The sequence below is a fragment of the Aeromonas sp. HMWF016 genome (assembly GCF_963878195.1).
GTDB classification, from domain to species: Bacteria; Pseudomonadota; Gammaproteobacteria; order Enterobacterales; family Aeromonadaceae; genus Aeromonas; species Aeromonas lacus.
Map to the genome: position 1 here is coordinate 14,305 of NZ_CAWNWX010000104.1, position 18,729 is coordinate 33,033.

Here is an 18,729-nt window from a genome sequence, read left to right on the forward strand (position 1 = left end):
GAGGACGGGGGATGGAATGGTGGTAAAGAAGCGGCCCACCACCGGGAAGATGCCCATGATCACCAGGATCATGGCGATAAATTTGCCCACATGACGGGAGGCCACCCCGGTCATCTGGATCACCCCGTTGTTCTGGGAGAAGGTGGTCAAGGGCAGTGAGCCCAGCGCCGAGGCGATCACCGAGACCAGCCCATCAGCCAGCACGCCACCGGAGAGGCGGCGGGTATACTCCTCCCCCTCCACCGGACGATGGGAGACGATGGCGGTGGCAGTCAGGGCCCCGACCGCCTCCAGCACGCTCAGCAGATAGATGGTGCCAGCCACCAGGAAGGCGCCGAAATCAAAGGAGAAGCCATATTTGAACAACATGGGGACGGTCACCACCGGCAACCCCTGCAACACGGAGAAGTCCACCATCCCGAGCATGATGGAGGCGATATACCCCACCAGCAGACCGATGGCGATTCCCCCCATCCGCAGCAGGGGGCTCTTGCAGCAGTTGAACCCGATCACCACCGCCAGCACCAGCAGGCCGACGCCGATATTTTCATAGTTGCCGAAGGTGCCGCTGCTCTTGGCCTCCATGCCACCGGCAAAGTCGATAATGCCGACCTTGATAAGACACAGGCCAATCATCAGCACCACAATGCCGCTCACGGTCGGGGTGATCACCCGGGTCAGATAGGGCAGCACGAACGATGCCCCCATCACCAGAAACGCCCCGACAAAGGAGATCCCCATCAGGGAGGAGATGATTTGGGCTTCATCGATCCCCTCTTTGCCCATGGCGGTCCCGATCGAGATCATCACGGTGACGAACGAGAAGTTGACCGACTGAATGGAGAGGAGGCCCGAACCGATGGGGCCATAACGGTTGACTTGCAACCAGGTACCGATACCCGATGCAATCATCGACATCGACACCAGATAAGTGGTGATCTCTTGCGAGAGATTAAGGGCCGCCCCCACGATAAGGGCAGGTGCGACCATGGGAACCAGAATGGCCAGCAGATGGGTCACCGCCCCGACCAGGGATTGGCCAAAGGGGGGCTGATCTTCCAAGGCGTAGATCAGGTCAGAGTCCTTGCGCGATTTCTCAGACATCCTTCATTACTCCGGTGTATCGAACACGATCCAATAACCCCGGCGTATCACACCCCACAGTGACCCGGGTTTATCCGGCAGGCGGAGTCTGCTCCGCCTGCCGGTCTCTGCCGTTTTATGACTACAGCTTGCCCAGCTCGCGCAGGATCTGCTCCGGCGTGAAGTGCCACTTGCGCAGCCAGACACCGCAGGCGTCGTGGATGGCGGTGGCGATGGCGGGCGCCGCACCGTTCACCCCGATCTCCGAGATTGACTTGGCGCCGTAGGGACCGACTTTGTCGTCACTCGGTACCAGGAAGGCCCGAAAATCGCGCGGAATGTCGCCAATCTTGGGCGCGCCATAGCTCTTGAGATCCCGGGTGAGCGGGATGCCCTTGCTGTCGTAGCAGATCTCCTCGGTCAATGAGTGGCCGATGGCCCGCATGGTCGCCCCGTAGATCTGGCCGAGCGCCAGTTCCGGGTTGATGGGGGTGCCGCAATCGAGCAGGGCGTAGAACTTGTCAAGCCGGATCTCGCCGGTTCTGACGTTGACCGCCACCTCGGCGAAGTTGGCCCCGTACGGGAAGGCAAGCTCAGAGGTGATGTAGCTGGCGGTGCCCACGAGGATACCGAAGCCGGTACCGGTCTCGGCCTTGTGGGCCAGCTTGGCGAGGGTCACCTCCCCCAGCTTGCCGCGCACCACGCCCGGGAACGCCAGCTCAACATCGGCTACAGGCTCGCCCAGCATGGCTGCGCCGTGGAACAGGATCTTCTCCTTGAGGTTCTCGGCCGCCTTCTTGGCCGCGTTGCCGGAGAAGCAGGTGCCTGACGAGGCGTAGGCCCCCTTGTCGAACAGAGCGTGGTCGGTGTCGCCGGAGATGACATGCACATCCCCGAGCGGGCAGTGCAGCACCTCGGCAGTCAGCTTGGCCACCACGGTATCGAGGCCGGTGCCGATATCGGCGCCACCGGAGTGGACGATAAAGGTGCCGTCCGATTCCAGCTTGACCATGCAGTTGGCCTGATCGATATCCGGGATCCCCGATTTTTGCATGATGATGGCGACACCACGACCGATGCGCCAATCCCCGTCAGCGGGTTTGGGGCTATCCCAGGCAATCAGCTCGCGACCCTGTTTGAGGATGGGTTCGAGGGCGCAGCTGGCCGCATGGGGCACCGAGGTAGGCATCTTGCCCTCGCCGATGGCACCCAGCACCTTGAGGATGTCCCCTTCATGCACCCGGTTGTGCTCCACCATGTCGAGCTGATCGATGCCCAGTTTCTCGGCAAGTTCCGCAATGGCCATGGTCAGCGCGAAGTTGCCCTTGGGCGCGCCATAACCCTGATAGGCGCCAGTCGGGCAGATGTTGCTGTAGTAGGTGTTGACGGTAAAGCGCACGTTGTCGCACGGATAGAGCGGCAGGGAGAGCGCCGGGCCGTTGCTCGGCACCGTCAATGAGTGGTTGCCGTAAGGGCCGGTGTTGGCGCGAAAATCCATCTCGATGGCGGTAATGGTGCCATCTTTCTTGGCCCCCACTTTCACCTTCACCTTGGCCACGTGGCGGGAAGTGTTGCTGATGAACTCCTCTTCACGGGTGTAGCGGAAGGTAACCGGACGGCCGGTGACCTTGGTCGCCCAGGCGCACACCTCTTCCAGCAGAATATCCTGCTTGGAGCCAAAACCGCCTCCTACCCGCTCCTTGATCACATGTACCTGGTGCTGCTTCATGCCGACAATGCGCGCCACCTGACGGCGCACATGCCACGGCACCTGAGTGGATGCGTGAATGACCAGACGATCGCCATCCATGTAGGTGAAGCAGATGTGCGGCTCGGTCGGGCACTGCTGGGCCTGGGTCGATTCGTAGGTGCGCTCGACAATCTCGTCCGCCTCGGCAAAGCCTTTGGCCACGTCGCCGATCTGGCCATGGACGCTAGCGGCCAGGTTCTCGTGCGGGCGGGAACCGATGGGGAAGTTGATGATCATGTGCTCGTCACCGCGACGCACCGAGCAGGCGTTCTGCTGCTCGAGATCCGCCGGTGCACCGGCCATGTAGACGATGGGCTCGTCGTGGACCAGCGGTGCATTGGGGGCCATCGCCTCGTCAATGCTCATGACCGCCGGCAACACCTGATACTCGACCTCGATGAGTTTGAGTGCGGCCAATGCGATGGCTTCGCTCTCGGCCACCACGGCGGCCACCCGGTCACCTACGTGACGCAGCTTGCGGCCAAACATGCGGCGATCGAGCGGTGACGGCTCGGGGGCGCTCTGGCCACCCGGGGTGTAGTAGATATCCGGGCAGTTGAGGTGGGTGATGACATGCACCACCCCCGGCATGGCTTCGGCGCGGCTCACGTCGAGTTTGGTGATCACCGCATGGGGATGGGGGCTTCGCAGCATCTTGATGACCAGCGCATCCTCGGTGACCCGATCCTCCACATAACAGGGCTTGGCCTGTACCATCTTGGCGGCATCCACTTTCGGGCAGCTCTTGCCAATATGGCGCAGATCGTCACGAAACTCGGGAGCAATCTGACACAGGTAATCGGGATCCTTCATCCGTGAGCTGGCAAGCGCGATGGCCTGATAGAACTGCTGGTAGCCGCCGTCCCGGTGAAACAGGCCCGAGAGCGCGTCGTCGATTTGACCACGGGTGGGGTTGGGATGGCGATCAAGCAGGTCGGTGACGATGAGCGCCGCAGCGGGATCGTTGTAGCCCGACTGCACCACGCCCACGTCCACCATGGCCTGCTGCACCAGACTGAGCTGGTTCCAGCTGCCCAGCGACTCGGCGGTGCGCACCTCTGAACCATCCAGCTGGGCGGCGATCAGCAGGGAGGCGTTGATCACCTTGCCGTTGAAGAGAATGGCGTCGGAGCCGGCAAAGCCAAAGCCATCGTCACTGTTGCGCACCGAGTGCATCCGGCACTGGTTGAACAGCACCCGCTGGGCATTCTCGCCAGCCGGGGTGATAACGGTGCGCAGGGCACCGTTCAGTGTGAAGTTGAGTTCCATCATGCCTGTACCTCCTGCTGCTGACACTCGACCAGCAGATCCGCCACCACTACCCCGCTGATATAGCGCTTGTAGGTCACGCTGCCGCCGAGATCCTCGCGCGGTGCAACCAGCTCGCTCACGGCCGCCTCCAGCGCGGCATCGTGCAGATCGCGGCGCTCCAGATCCCGCAGACGCATCGGCTGCGGGGTAACGCCAGCCACGGCGACCCGCATCTCGCCAATGCTGTCGAGGGCCACGGCGGCAGTCATCACCGCTAGGCCGTCGGCGTTGCGGCTGATGCGGCGAGTCGCGCAGCGCAGTTCAGGCTCCGGCAGCACCACCCCCAACACCAGCTCCTTGCGCTGGCCCGCCAGATAGGTATCGATGGGTTGCAGCTGGTTGCTCTCCAGCACCACCACGGCTTCGAGCACCAGCAGTACCGGCAGCAGCGGGGAGTCCTGCTGCTGGCAGGCAATTTCGCCGCCGAGGGTGGCCTGATTGCGCACATGGCGGGAGTAGACAAACCCCAGCGCCTCGCACAGGGCGGCCGGAGTACGGGGATCCTCTTTCAAGGCTTGCAGGGTAACGGTAGCGCCGATGTGGAGTTGACCGTGCTGTTGCTCAATCTGGCCAAGTCCGAGCTTGTCCAGCGAGATGGCGACCTTCTTGTCGGTGCGGGTCGGGGCTGCGTTGAGCTTGCTGCCGCCCCCCATGTAGACGGCGTCGTTGCCAAAGCGGGCCTTGAGTTCCAAAGCCTGACCCAGTTGTTCGGGTCGGAAGAATTGCTCAATCATGTGTCGTCCTTACTCTTGCAGCCCGCCGCCGGGGAGATCCACAGGGCGGGCAATCCGGTCCAAAACTGTGGAGGGTGGCCCTAGGCCAGCTGATCCATCCGTTGCCACAGGCGGCTCGCCACCTTGCTGGCCTGCTGATAAATGGGCTCGACGTCAAAGGCGAACTCGCGATCCTGATAGACCATGCGTCCCTCGACCATCACGCTGTTGACCGAGGATGAGCCCATACCGAAGGCGAGATGGCCGCCGAGGTTGCGCGGCGCCAGCGGGGTCGGTGCGGCGTAGTCGCAGATGGTGAGGTCGGCCTTGTAACCCGGTTCCAGGCGGCCAAATTTGGCGCCGAAGTTGCGCTCCAGCAGGGTATTGCCGTTCCAGAGGAACCGGGCAAAACTGTCAGGCCACAGCGCGCCACCGGCATCCTTGTGCTTGAAGTAGGCGAACTTGAGCTCTTCGAGCATGTCGGAGCCGATACCATCGGTGCCGAGCGCCAGATTGCGATACTCCGGCAGGTGCATGTTGTAGCCCACATGGTTGTTCATGTTGGAGCGGGCGTTGTGCACCAGGAAGGCATCGCGGCTGTTGAGCAGTTCGATGTCAGCCGGGCTCAGGTAGATGCCGTGGGCGATCAGGGCCTTGCTGTCGATAAGGCCAAACTCGTCCAGCCGGGTGATGGGCTCCTTGCCATAGTGGTGGTGGCCGTGAGCCATGTCGTAGCGATCTTCCGCCACATGGATATGCAGACCGCGACCGGTCACCTGCACCGCTTCGCGCAGCATGGCCAGCCCTTCGTCCGGTACCGTAAAGGGGGCGTGGGCGCCGATATGAGCCTCCACCAGATAGGGTTCGTTCCCCTTGGCCTTGGCGGCATCAATGGCTTGCGCGAAGAGGATGTTCTCCTCCACCCCGGCCTGCAGCTCGGCAAGGCCGCCGTTGCGATCCGTGGTCTCGAAGCAGGTCATGCCGCGCAGACCCGCCTCCACAAACCCTTTGCGCAGCACGTTGAGGGAGCCCTTGATGAAGTTGGGCGACGCGTGGTGGTCGATCACCGCGCTGCAGCCGCTCTTGATCGCTTCCAGCGAGCAGATGAGACCGCTGTAGTAGAGGGACTCCTCATCGAGGGCCCGGTCTAGCCGCCACCAGAGGTTTTTCAGGGTGGAGATAAAGTCCGGGCAGGGGGCGATATTGGCCATGATCCCCCGCGACAGGCCGGAGTAGAAGTGATTGTGGGCACAGACAATGCCCGGCATCACCAGCTTGCCCCCCATCTCCCGATAGTTGGCCTCCGGGTAGAGGGCCCGCAGATTGGGCCCCACCGCTTTGATAAGCGATCCTTCGATGGCGATATCCACCCCTTCCAGCACCCGGGTCGGCTCCAGCTGGACAGCGGTGACGTTCTTCAGAATAAACATGGTTTGCTCCTTCGCTTATTCGTGGTTCGCTCAGGCCTCGACGGCCCCCAGCAGGTAGTGATGATGAGCATGGACATGGCTGATGATCCGGCACATGTCGCCAAGGGCTGCTGGCGCGTCCTTGATCCGGCTCTGGGCGTCTATGGTCAGGCAATAGGTCTCGCCATCCTGACGCACCCGCAGTTCGCCACCGTCAGCCAGATAGAAACCGGGGTTGCGGCTGTTGTCGAAGTCCTCGGGCAGGCTGAAGATGGTGACCTTGTCCTGATAGGGCTTGCCCTGCCACGGGCAGAACTGGGCGCAGTTGCCACATTCGTTGCAGTAGGCATCCAGGTGCAGGGTCTGGAACTGGTCTTTGAAGCCCGGCACCGCAATGGCGACGTTGGCCCGGTTGGGGCAGACATCCACGCACTTGCTGCAGAGGTAGTTGCACTCGAGGCAACGGTGCGCCTCTTGCGCCACGAAGGCATCGCGCTCGCTCTTGTCAACCATGGTGACGGCGATGCTCCCCTTGCGGCGGTAGATCTCGTCCTTGCCCGACGGCTGGATGGTCACTTCACTCTGCTGGCTGGCGATATGCTCGCGGGCCAGCACCAGATCCGCGGCGCGGCGGGCGCCACCGATGGCACCGACGATGGAGGATGGGCCGCTCTGCACGTCACCGATAAGGAAGACGTTGCGACGGCTGGTTTCGCCGCTCTGGCCATCCACCTCGGGCCAGCCATCGCTGCCAAGAGGAATGCCCATCGCTTTGAGCACCTCGCAGTCAGGCTGCTCGCCGATGGCGGTGATCAAGGCATCCATCTGCATCACTTCGGTCTGCTCGGTGGGCACCGGACGGCGGCGGCCCTGCTCGTCAGGTTCCCCCAGCGCCATCATCCGCACGATGAGCTTGCCATCTTTGTCAAAACGCTCCGGGTTGGTGAGGAAGCAGAAACGCACCCCATCCTCCACCGCTTCCAGAACCTCCTCGCGATAGGCGGGCATCTCTTTTTCGCTGCGGCGGTAGATCACGGTCACATCGCTGACACCCGGCACCTTGAGGGCGGCGCGGGCACAGTCCATGGCGGTGTTGCCGGCACCGATCACCGCCACATGGCGGCCCAGCGGCAGCGGTTTGCCCTGATTGAAGCTGCGCAGGAAGTGGAAGGATTTGTAAATCCGCTCGTGACCCCCCTCGAGGCGCATGCCGCCATTCTTGTCGGCGCCAATGCCGACGAAGACATAGGTAAAGCCCTGGGCGTGCAGCTTGTCGACGGTGAGCGCCGGATCGCAGCCAAACTCGAACTTGACCCCGTGGGCGGCAACAAAGTCGATGTCATGCTGGATAAGCTCGGCCGGAATGCGGAACTCGGGGATGATGTGCTTGACCACGCCACCGGCATCCGCTTCGCGCTCGAACACGGTGACCGGGTGACCGGCGCGGGCCAGGAAGTAACCGGCGGAGAGACCGGCCGGGCCTGCGCCAATGACAGCCACCGGATGCTTGTCACCACTGCCTGCCGGTTTGTGCCAGCGGGCCTTGTACCCTTCCCAGCCGCGCTCCAGCGCCACTTTTTTCAGCTCGCGGATATTGAGCGCACTGTCGTAGTCGAGACGGGTGCAGTTGTACTGGCACTGGTGATCGCAGATGTGGCTGGTGATGGCAGGCAAGGCGTTGCGCTGATAAATCAGCTCAAGGGCTGCCACATACTCCCCCTCGCCCATCAGGCGAATGTACTCGGGGATATCCTGATGCACGGCGCAGGCGGTGACGCAGGGCGCCACGTAGCAGTCGGTCAGTGGCAGGCCGCCCCCCACTTCGATGCGATCCTCGGACTTCCACTCCTTCTGGGTGTAATCCATGGTGAGCGCCTTGGCGGCAAGCGCTTCCAGCTTGGCCACGTCCACCTGACTCATGCCCCAGCTGCCCGATACATCTATCTCTTTGAGGCACTCGATCTGGCGCAGATAGCCACCCGGCTTGAGCAGGTCGGTGGCCATGGTGATGGGACGAATGCCGGTCTCGAAGATCTCGGCGATGTTGAACTTGCTGGCTCCGCCCGAGTAGGAGATGGGCAGCTTGCCATCGAAGGCACGGGACAGCACGGCGGCCACGTTGATGGAGAGCGGGAACAGCGCCCGGCCGGACATGTACATCTCATCCCCCGGCAGCGCCCCTTTGCGGTTGATGGTGCCAAGGGTATTGGTGAGCTTGACCCCGAAGGTGAGCCCCTTCTCGGCTCCCAGCGCCATCAGACGAACCAGCATCCCTTTGGCCTGATCCAGCTTGAGGTCGTGATCGAACGACGCTTCGCTCAGACCAATGTAATCAAAGCCGCAGGTATCGAGGATCTCGCGCACCCGCGGGTAGCCCAGCAGGGTCGGGTTCAGTTTGACGAAGGTGTTGAGCCCCTTCTCTTCCAGCATGTAGCGGCAGATGGCCTCAATCTCGTTCGGTGGGCAGCCATGCATGGTGGAGAGGGTAACGCCGTGCACCAGCTCAGCCGGGATGCGCTCCACCAGCTGTTGCAGGCGATCGCGGCGCGCCCCCAGTCCCAGCTCGGCGATAAACTGCTCGTCGACCACCAGCTCGCGCAGCACCTGCTGGTACTCGGCAAATTTCGGACTTTGGCTTGCATCCATCAGGCTGTGGATAAACTGCTGCATCGGTGGCTGTTTGATGCCATCGAGGTTGTAACCCACGCTCATGTTGAAGATGAAGGACTTGGCCTCTCCGTCGAGACGGGGGTCGAACACCTCCTCCAGCAGATAGAGGGCAAACCAGGCTTTCAGATACTCGTCAAACGCCTTGGGCAGGGTGAACTCGGTAGACCACTCGGTGTTGAAGCACTCGTCTTCGGCATCGATGCAGGGCTTTTCCAGTTCGAGACGGTCCAGGATCTGCACCGTCTTGAGCTCGATAAAGCGCCCGCCGGTCAGCCAAGAGGTGACGATGTTCTGGGCCAATTGGGTATGGGGGCCGGCTGCCGGGCCAATGGGAGTCTCGCAGGTTTCACCGAACACCTTGATCTTGCGCTCGTCCTGCTTGCGATAAAATTGTGCGGCGGGAATACCGAAAATAGTCTGACTCGCTTTATATTCCGCAAAAATACGGGTCAGCAGGTTCTTGAAGGGAACGGGTCGCATAATATCGCCCATGGCTATCTCCTTGCAGCTGTTCTGCCCATTGGCAGCATGAATAAATGGGGTATCCCGCACGGGCATTACCCCTTGGCAAGGAGAGGAGCAACTATCAGGCCACTCCATCGGCAAAACTATTTTTTAGGGTAAAAGCGTGAGATAGCTCGAATTAATGAAGGCTGTTTGGCATGTCGCCATTATGATTGATGAGAGTGGTTATCACTCACTTGAGATTTTATTCAAGGCAATACCAGAGAAAAAATAGAAATATCAAATCGGCAGCGATAAATATCACTTTGATAGGGTGAAAATCATCCAGCATTATCGCAAGCCAGCCCCGGCCAATATGGCCGGGGCTGGCTTAAAAGTCACTGCCATATAAAAGGCAGACGTCGCTATTCCGGTTTATCCAAAGGCTGCGAGATGACTCGACGTTATCCCCCCTCTGGCTGCGATTGCACGCAGAGGGGCTTGACCCCAACGATACGACTCAGCCCTGCCCGGTCGTAAGCTCGTCGGCAGAACGCACCTCCAGCTCGCCGCGGATCAGCGCCTGATAGCGCTCGGGGGTATCGATATCAAAGAGGATGGCAGGACTCTCGACCGGTATGCTTCGGTGGGGGCGTTGCAGCAACCAGCGGCGCACCGAGCTCTGTGCCGGCGCGGCAGCCAGCTCCCTTGCAAGGGATGTTGGCAGCAACACCGGGTGGCCCGCCTCCCCCTCAAAGCTCGGGAACAGAGCGAGCTCTCCGCGCGCCAGCCACAACTGTTGATAAACCTCGCGCGGGATACAGGGCAGATCGCCGTGGCTGATAAAGAGGTAGTCAGCATCGCTGGCCGCCAGAGCGCAGCGGATGGAACTGCCCAACCCCTGCTCATAGTCCGGGTTGTGGACGATGAGAATGTCGGGGCGATTCCCATAACAGGCAGCGAGTTCTGCCCCACGATGACCCACGACCAAAATAATCCGGGAACAGAAGGCCTGGGCATTTTTGAGACTTGCATCAAGAATTGTCCCCGAGCCATAAGGTAGCATCATTTTCCATGCCCCCATGCGGGATGACAAACCTGCTGCGGTAATTATACAGTCACACTGTTCACGCCCCCGAGCCTGCACCTTTTCATTCACCTCGCTATTTATTTCGGTCATTGCCATGTCCTTGCCACAATCTGTTGTTCACGCCTTTCCGGATATTGATTCGCTTTTAAATCCATTGCTTGAAAATAGTGACAACCATACCACGCTAATTAGCCTTTGTGGTGCCGGCGGAAAAACCAGCGCCCTGTTTTGGCTGGCGGAATATTTTTATAAGCAGGGTAAAAGGGTGCTAATTACCACCACCACCCGGATGTTTCTGCCAGCCCCGTCACACTATCGGGAATTGATTATCGAGACGGATCCCGTTCGTCAACTTACCCGCTGTCAGGCACTGCCGGATGGCCCGACCCTGGTTGCCCTGTTCAGCCATCTCGACGAGCGCACCGGCAAGGTTGCAGGGCCGGATCTGCGCCAAATCGACCTGCTCAAAGGACAGCAACGCTTCGATCTCATCCTGGTTGAAGCAGATGGCGCCCATCACAAGTTATTGAAAGTGCCCGCTTTGCACGAACCTTGCATTCCACACCAGAGTGACTGGGTGATCGCCCTGCTGGGCGGCGCCATGGTGGGAGCCAATGCCGAACCGACGCAGATCCACCGCTGGGCTGAATTGCAAGCCCTGTGCGGGATTGCGGCGGGTGAGCCACTGGATTGGGCACTGTTTGACAGGCTGCTCTCCCACCCCGAAGGGGTGTTCAAGGGCACCCCGCCCGGGGCGCGCCGGATCTGGTTTATCAATGGCGATTATCAAAATGAGGCGTCGTGGCTGGCGGAATTGATAAAGCTGCAGAGCCGCCACCCCGAGATCCACGCCATCTGGCAGGGGGCCGTGCGCGAATCCCCCCCCATCCGTCACCTGATCTGCACAGCTCCTCACGGGCAGGCGCTTTAGCCTCACCCCTGACGTTTTAAGGATGAAAAGAGGTACCTTATGAATCTGTTTGCACACGCAGCCCGACTGGAACAGGAGAACACTCCGTTTGCCATGGCCCAGATCATCGAGAGCCGGGGCTCCACCCCGCGCCATCAGGCCCAGATGCTGGTAATGGCCGATGGCCAGATCCTCGGTACCATCGGCGGCGGCATGATCGAGCGGCTGGTGATCGAGGAAGCGATGGCCGCCATTGCCGAACGCAAGCCCCGCATCTTCCACGGCCGGATGGCGCGCAACGGTGAGCATGCGGTAGGGTCGGATTGCGGTGGTGCCATGTCTGTCTATATCGATGTCTATGGTCTGCGACCACGGCTGGTGCTCATTGGTGCCGGCCACGTCAACCGGGCTGTGGCCCATGCTGCGGCGCCGCTCGGCTTTGATGTCCACGTCGGGGATTGCTTCGAGGGGAGCCTCAACCCTGACCTCTTCCCGGCCGGTACCCATCTGGTGCAGGCCGATACCATCAGCGCGGTGATCGAGAAATTGGCCATCGAGCCCGCCAACTTCGTCATCATCGCCACCAACCATCAGGACAAGGAGGCGCTGGATCGGCTCATCAGCCGTCCCCTCGCCTATCTGGGACTGCTCGCCAGCAAGCGCAAGGTGCAGACCTTCACCCAGGCGCTGCGCCAGCAAGGAGTGAGTCAGGAGCAACTGCAGCAGCTGCACGCCCCCATCGGTTACAACATAGGAGCCGAGACGCCCGAGGAGATCGCCATCAGCATCCTCGCCGAGCTGCTGCAGGTGAAAAACGGCAAAGCGGGTGGTCTGATGCAGGATGACGTGCGCCTCAAGCGGGATCAGCTGGTGGTGATGCGTGGCTCCGGCGATATCGCCACCGGGGTGGCGCTGCGCCTGCACAATGCCGGCTTCAAGGTGGTGATGCTGGATCTCGACAAGCCGACTGTGATCCGCCGCACTGTCGCCTTCGCCCAGGGAATGTTCGACGGCGAAACAAGCGTCGAGGGAGTGCGTGCCAAGCGGGTCGAGAGCGTCGAACAGGCATTCGAGCAGCTGGATCGGGGCGTCATTCCGCTACTGGTTGACCCCGACTGTGCCACCCTCGCCGAGCTCAAGCCCCGCTATCTGGTGGATGCCATCCTCGCCAAGCAAAATCTCGGCACCCACAAGGAGATGGCCCCCATTACGGTGGCCCTTGGCCCAGGGTTTGAGGCGGGGCGCGACTGCGATGCGGTCATTGAGACCAACCGCGGCCATCATCTGGGCCGGGTCATCTATCAGGGCCCTGCCCAGCCCAATACCGGCATTCCCGGGGTGATCGAGGGGCACTCCGCCCGCCGGGTGGTGCGCGCCCCCGTCGCCGGGGTGATGAAGAGCATTATCAAGCTCGGTGATCTGGTGCAGGAGGGGGATGTGATCGCCCATGTGGGGGACGCTCCCATCATAGCGCCCCTCTCGGGTATGGTGCGGGGGCTGCTCAGCGATGGCATCGAGGTGACCGTCGGCTTCAAGATCGGTGACATCGACCCCAGAGGCGAGCGGGCCGACGCCACCACGGTATCGGACAAGGCACGCGCCATCGGCGGCGCCGTGCTGGAAGCCATGATGCATCTGGCTCAGCGCAGATAAGCGCGAATCGGCAAGGCCCACGTCATCAACGGGCGGCGCCGTGCTGGAGGCCATGATGCATCTGGCCCAGCGCAGATAAGCCAGCGCGCCAACAAAAAGGGCCCGCCATGATGGCGGGCCCTTTTTATTTCGTTACCGACAATCGACTCAGCCGTGCTTGACGCGGGTCTCCCCCGCCACCGACACCACAGAGCGCTTGCCCTTGCGGCTGATGACGAGAAGCGCCAGCACGATAAGGGAGATACCGCTCCCCTCCACCGGCCCCGGATTTTCACCCAGCAGCCACCATGAGAGCAGCACGCCGCTCACCGGCACCGCCAGGGTGCTGAGGCTTGCGATCCCGGCAGGCAGTTTCTTCAGTACGAACAACCAGAGGCTCCAGGCCAGCGCTGTGGCGAAGATGGCGCTGTAGGCGAGCGCACCAAACACATAGGGCTGCCAGTCGATGGGTCGCTCCGGCACCAGCGCCGCCACCACGGCCATCACCATGGTGGCGTAGATCATCTGCCAGGTGGTGAGGGACATCAGATCCAACGCGGGATGGCGGACATACATCCGCTTGGCGATGATGGCGCTGATCCCCCAGCAGATGCCGGAGGCAATCCCCAGCAGCGCACTCTTCATGGAATCGAGGTGCAACTGCCAGGGCTCGATCACCAGCAGCAGACCGCAAGCCGCCACCCCGACCGCCAGATAGTGCAGCTTGCGCATCCGCTCGCCGAGAAAGAGCGCCGCGAAGATCACCACCCAGAACGGCATGGTGTAGCTCAGAATAGCCACCTTGCCCGCCCCGCCGCTGATCAGCGCCCACTGGGCCAACCCCACCATGCCGCAGGTCTGGAACAGGGCGATGGCGAGGGTATAGCGAAACGGGGTGGGTTTGAGATAACGGCGCCCGCGCAGGGCCAATACCAGCAGCAGAACCAGAGATCCGCACAGGCAGCGCAGGGCGGTGAACTCGAAGGCCCCCGCGTAGAGCATCACCTGCTTCATCACGATCCAGCTGTAACTCCAGATGGCAGTGAGCAGGATCAATCCCCCCAGCGCCGCCATATTGATCTTTCCGCTCATTGCTTGTTACTCACCTCTTGTCACTCATTGCGCCGGGTCTGCTCTCGGCGTCTTGCCCGCGCTTGAAGGCGGCCATCTTACGCCGCCCATCCTCTGCTGACCATGGCAGCCCCGAAATGAACAAGGGGGCCTACGGCCCCCGCAATCACTCTCAATCCGGGCTGGAACGCCTAGCGGCTGATAAGGGTTCCCGTCTTGCCGGCAATGCCGTCAGCGGCCTTCTCCAGCAAGGTGATCAGGGATTTGCGCCCCGGCATGGAGGTCGCGAACGAGAGCGCCGCCTCCACCTTGGGCAGCATGGAACCCTTGGCAAACTGCCCCTGTGCAATAAAGCTGTTGGCATCGGCCACGCTTAGCTGATCGAGCCACTGCACATCGGGCTTGCCGAAGTTGATGGCGACCTTCTCTACCGCGGTAAGGATGATCAGCATGTCGGCGTCGATAAGCTCCGCCAGCTTGGCACTGGCCCAATCCTTGTCGATCACCGCACTGGCACCGCGCAGGTGATTGCCCTCGCGCAGCACCGGAATGCCGCCGCCACCGACGGTGATCACCACCTGACCGGCGGCCAGCATGGCAGAGACGGTCTCTTTCTCGATGATATCGACGGGTTTGGGGGATGCGACCACCCGGCGATAGCCACGGCCGGCATCCTCTTTGAGCCGCTCGCCCTTGGCCATCAATGCCTCGGCCTCCTCCTTGCTGAAGAAACCGCCGATGGGTTTGCTCGGGTCGAGGAAGGCGGGATCGCTTTTATCCACCTCCACCTGGGTCACCAGAGTGGCAACCGGCTTGTGAATACCACGCGCCAGCAAAGCTTCGCGCAGGGCATTTTGCAGGTCATAACCGATATAACCCTGACTCAGGGCCACGCAGACCGACATGGGCAGATGGGGCGCCTTGGAGTCATGACGAGCTGCCACCTCGAACGCCTGCTGGATCATCCCTACCTGCGGGCCGTTGCCGTGGGTCACCACCACTTCATGCCCCTGAGCGATCAGGTCGGCAATGGTGCCGGCCGTGCTCTGCACCGCCTTCATCTGCTCGGGCAGGTTGTTGCCCAGCGCATTGCCACCAAGGGCCAGTACGATTCTCTGTTTCATCTTGTTATCTCCAGTGATGGGACAAGCCGGCGCGATACCGGCCCACCTTTCGTTGTTCACATAACCTTGCTGATTTGCGTGTTTCGAACGAATTGTCAGCCTGCAGCTGCGGGGCAAGGCGAGTGCAGATCCGGCGCCAAGGCCGGATCAAAGGGCGCTCTGGCCAAAAACCGGCCGTGACCACGCCGCCCCAGAAACTCGCCATCACGAGCGACTATCTCGCCACGGCTCAGGGTCATCCTGATCTGGCCGGGGCAGCGCATTCCCTCGTAGGGGCTGTAGTCGCCGTTGTCATGCAGCAGTGGGTGAGAAATCAGGGTGTCACCACGGGGATCCATCAGCACCAGATCGGCGTCAGACCCCGGTTGCAGGTTGCCCTTGCGCGGCCAGAGGCCAAACAGGCGAGCCGGGTTGGCGCTGGTGAGGGCCACGAAGCGGGACGGCGAGATGCGCCCCCCCAGCACCCCATGGGAAAACAGCAGCAGCATCCGGTTTTCGACCCCGGGCAAGCCGTTGGGGCAGCGGCTAAAATCGCCCCCCGAGAGGGTCACGCGCTGGGCGTGGGAGAAGTTGCAGTGATCGGTCGCCACCGTGTCGATGTCGCCCTCAGCGATGCCGACCCACAGCTTGTCCTGCTCGCGGCGTGAGCGCAGCGGCGGGCTCAGCAGATAGTCGACCCCGTTCTCCCTGTAATAACACTGCTCATCGAGCAGCAGATATTGCGGGCAGGTCTCCACCCAGACCGGCTGTCCCTGCCGACGCGCCAGTTTCAGATACTCCAACCCCAAGCCATTGGATAGGTGGACGATATAGAGCGGCGCATTGCCAGCGAGCCCCGCCAGATTGATCATCCGGGCCACCGCCTCGGCCTCGCACTCCAGCGGGCGGCTTTGCGGGTGATACCAGGGTTCATGGTGACCGGCGGCCAATAGGGCCGCACGGCGCGCAGCGATGGCGGCATCATTCTCGGGATGGACGGTGGCAAGCGCCCCCACCTCCTTGAGGCGGGCCAGCGCGCGCAACACATCGTGATCTCCGAGCTTGTACTGGTAGGTGAGATAGAGCTTGAAGCTGCTGATCCCCTCCTCCTGCACCATGGCGGCCATCTCGTGGAGGATAGCGTCATCCACATGCTGGACAACGCCGTGAAAGCCGTAATCGACCACCGCCTGATCGGCGGCATAGTCGTGATAGCGGGCCAGCTGGTGATGCAGATTGCACCCCGCTGGGCCAAATCCCATGTGATCAACGATGGTGGTGGTGCCACCACAGGCGGCGGCACGGGTACCGCTGAAAAAGTCATCGCAACTGCGGGCAATGCCTACGTCGATGTTGAAGTGGGTATGGACGTCGATGCCACCCGGCATCACATAGCAGCCGCTGGCATCGATCACGTCGGTCTCGCCATCGGGCTGGATAGCGGCGGCGCGCGCGCGGATCACCCCGTTCTCGATCAGCAGATCCTGACGATATTCACCCTGTGCATCGACCAGCACACCGTTTTTGATCAGCCGTTTCATCCCCACCACCTCGAACATCACTTTAAACAGCAAAGCCCCGCCTCAATGGAGACGGGGCACTTGCAACAGCCGGGCGGTGATGAGAGTCACCGCCCGGCGGCCCCCTTACTTGTCCAGCTCGGCCAGATAGAGCATGGGGATCACGGCGTACATGGCGGCGCACTTGACCAGATGCTCTTTCCAGGTCTTCTCGTTCGGGGCGTGGGCCTCCGGCTCTTTACCCGGGCCAAAACCGATGACCGGAATACCGTGGCGACCCATGATGGAGACCCCGTTGGTCGAGAAGGTCCACTTGTCCACCACCGGCTCCTTGTTGAACAGCTCACGATAAGCCTTGGAGAGGGTTTTGACGGTGATGTGATCCTCTTCCACCTTCCAGGTCGGGAAGTAGCACTCGGTCGGATAGACCAGACCGGTGTAGGCCGGACGGTCGTACTGGTACATGGAGACCTCGGCACCGGCGGCTTGCACCGCAGGCAGGGCGCGGATCTCGTCGAGCGCCCCTTGCCAGGTTTCGCCCCAAGTGAGGCGGCGGTCGATGGAGACGGCGCAGCTGTCTGCCACGGCGCAGCGGCTTGGAGAGGTGAAGAAGATCTCGGAGACGGTCAGGGTGCCCTTGCCGAGGAAGTCGTCATTGCCGAGGTTGTGGCTGAGCTCTTGCAGCTCGCCAAGGATGGGGCCCATCTTGAAGATGGCGTTGTCACCGCGCTCCGGCGCAGAGCCGTGGCAGCTGACCCCCTGCACATCGATGCGGATCTCCATGCGGCCACGTTGGCCACGGTAGATCTGGCAGTCGGTGGGTTCGGTACTGACCACGAACTCGGGGCGGATCTTGCTCTGCTCGATGATGTACTGCCAGCAGAGACCGTCGCAGTCCTCCTCCTGCACGGTACCGGTCACCAGCAGGGTGTACTGATCCTCCAGCCCGAGATCCTTGATGATCTTGCCCGCATAGACCATGGAGGCCATGCCGCCTTCTTGGTCAGATGCGCCACGACCACCAATGATCTCGTGATCTTCCATCCCCTCATAGGGGTCGAACTTCCAGTTGGCCATGTTGCCGACGCCCACGGTATCGATGTGGGCATCCATGGCGATCAGGTGCGGGCCGTGGCCGATATAGCCCAGCACGTTGCCCATGGGGTCGATCTCGACCTTGTCAAAGCCAACCTTCTCCATCTCCTGCTTGATGCGCAGCACGACGCGCTCTTCATCGCAGCTCTCGCTCGGGATGGCGATCATGTCGCGCAGGAACTGACTCATCTCGGCCTTGTACTGGTAGGCCTTCTCCAACACCATTTCAAACGGAATTTGCTTGCTCATTGTGATTCTCCATAACAACTGAGAGTGCGCGGCCTGTTCGTCGGCAGCGCCCTGTGCCCGTTACCGCGCCCCGTTGGCGAGGCGCGATCAGTTCTTCAATTCGTGTCTCTGCTCTCGCAGGGATTAGTCACAGCCGGGGTTAGTCGCAGGCCGGGTGTTTGCCTTCCCACACCACTTCCCGGTAGTGCTTCACATCGGTATCCCCTTCGGTGTTGATGATGAGCACGACCGAGTTGCTATCCAGCCCCAGACGTTCCATCAGCGCCGCGCGATCCGGGTGGTGACGCACTGCCGCCAGCACGCCGGTGCCGACCGAGCCGGACTCACCGGAGATGATGCGGGGGTCATTGCCAAGAGGGTTGCCGAGCACTCTCATGCCCAATGCCGACACCTTGTCGTGACAGGAGATGAACTGGGTGGTGCAGCCCCTGAGCAGCGGCCAGCCGAGCGGATTGGGTTCACCGCAGGCGAGACCGGCCATGATGGTGCGCATATCGCCACCCACATTGACCATCTCCCCCGCCACGCCGGAGCGGTAGATGCAGTCGGCCTGATCCGGCTCGACCACGATACTGTGCAGGTTTTTCGCCCCGAAGCAGTCCACCAGATAACCGAGCACCCCGCCCGCCAGCGCCCCTACCCCGGCCTGCAGCAGCACGTGGGTCGGCTGCTTGATGCC

Annotated in this window: 13 protein-coding genes; 2 read left to right on the top strand and 11 right to left on the bottom strand. The window is 61.7% G+C overall.

Annotation, left to right across the window (positions count from 1 at the left end):
- From AACS24_RS17380 to mocA, 6 genes are all read right to left on the bottom strand, one after another.
- Window positions 1-1,104, bottom strand: a 1,104-nt coding sequence (locus tag AACS24_RS17380; RefSeq protein ID WP_258222984.1) for a solute carrier family 23 protein, incomplete at its 3' end; no start/stop codon positions are given.
- Between the two features lie 121 nt (window positions 1,105-1,225).
- Window positions 1,226-4,105, bottom strand: coding sequence for a molybdopterin-dependent oxidoreductase Mo/Fe-S-binding subunit (locus AACS24_RS17385; protein ID WP_219927736.1), 2,880 nt, complete (start codon window positions 4,103-4,105; stop codon window positions 1,226-1,228).
- Window positions 4,102-4,878: a molybdopterin-dependent oxidoreductase FAD-binding subunit gene (gene ygfM / locus AACS24_RS17390; protein WP_108571480.1), complete on the bottom strand. Its 777-nt coding sequence runs from the start codon at window positions 4,876-4,878 to the stop codon at window positions 4,102-4,104. The genes AACS24_RS17385 and ygfM overlap by 4 nt, the downstream gene beginning before the upstream one ends.
- Before the next feature lie 80 nt (window positions 4,879-4,958).
- The gene (gene ssnA, locus AACS24_RS17395; RefSeq protein WP_108571481.1) at window positions 4,959-6,287 is read right to left on the bottom strand and encodes a putative aminohydrolase SsnA; all 1,329 of its coding nucleotides are present in this window, start codon (window positions 6,285-6,287) and stop codon (window positions 4,959-4,961) included.
- Between the two features lie 30 nt (window positions 6,288-6,317).
- Window positions 6,318-9,428, bottom strand: a complete 3,111-nt coding sequence (gene ygfK, locus AACS24_RS17400; RefSeq protein ID WP_108571482.1) for a putative selenate reductase subunit YgfK — start codon at window positions 9,426-9,428, stop codon at window positions 6,318-6,320.
- 472 nt (window positions 9,429-9,900) lie between these two features.
- Window positions 9,901-10,566, bottom strand: a complete 666-nt coding sequence (mocA, locus tag AACS24_RS17405; RefSeq protein ID WP_308810140.1) for a molybdenum cofactor cytidylyltransferase — start codon at window positions 10,564-10,566, stop codon at window positions 9,901-9,903.
- On the opposite strand from mocA, the gene yqeC reads away from it, so the two are divergent.
- Window positions 10,565-11,401, top strand: a complete 837-nt coding sequence (gene yqeC, locus AACS24_RS17410) for a selenium cofactor biosynthesis protein YqeC (RefSeq protein WP_108571484.1) — start codon at window positions 10,565-10,567, stop codon at window positions 11,399-11,401. The genes mocA and yqeC overlap by 2 nt on opposite strands.
- 39 nt (window positions 11,402-11,440) lie before the next feature.
- Window positions 11,441-13,033, top strand: coding sequence for a selenium-dependent molybdenum cofactor biosynthesis protein YqeB (gene yqeB / locus AACS24_RS17415; RefSeq protein WP_108571485.1), 1,593 nt, complete (start codon window positions 11,441-11,443; stop codon window positions 13,031-13,033).
- A 147-nt stretch (window positions 13,034-13,180) separates the two neighbouring features.
- Here yqeB and AACS24_RS17420 read toward each other — a convergent pair whose 3' ends face one another.
- The 5 genes from AACS24_RS17420 to AACS24_RS17440 all read right to left on the bottom strand — a co-directional run.
- On the bottom strand, window positions 13,181-14,104 hold the full coding sequence (locus AACS24_RS17420) for a DMT family transporter (RefSeq protein ID WP_108571486.1): 924 nt from the start codon (window positions 14,102-14,104) through the stop codon (window positions 13,181-13,183).
- A gap of 170 nt (window positions 14,105-14,274) precedes the next feature.
- Window positions 14,275-15,207 (bottom strand): carbamate kinase, encoded by a 933-nt coding sequence (gene arcC / locus AACS24_RS17425; RefSeq protein WP_108571487.1) that lies wholly within the window; start codon window positions 15,205-15,207, stop codon window positions 14,275-14,277.
- A 95-nt stretch (window positions 15,208-15,302) separates the two neighbouring features.
- Entirely contained in the window at window positions 15,303-16,727 is a 1,425-nt protein-coding gene (gene hydA, locus AACS24_RS17430; RefSeq protein ID WP_108571491.1) for a dihydropyrimidinase, read from the bottom strand.
- Window positions 16,728-16,832: 105 nt separating this feature from the next.
- The gene (locus AACS24_RS17435; protein WP_040070003.1) at window positions 16,833-18,050 is read right to left on the bottom strand and encodes a YgeY family selenium metabolism-linked hydrolase; all 1,218 of its coding nucleotides are present in this window, start codon (window positions 18,048-18,050) and stop codon (window positions 16,833-16,835) included.
- 139 nt (window positions 18,051-18,189) lie between these two features.
- Window positions 18,190-18,729: pyridoxal-phosphate dependent enzyme (locus AACS24_RS17440; protein ID WP_146181424.1), on the bottom strand; the 540-nt coding region annotated here is incomplete at its 5' end.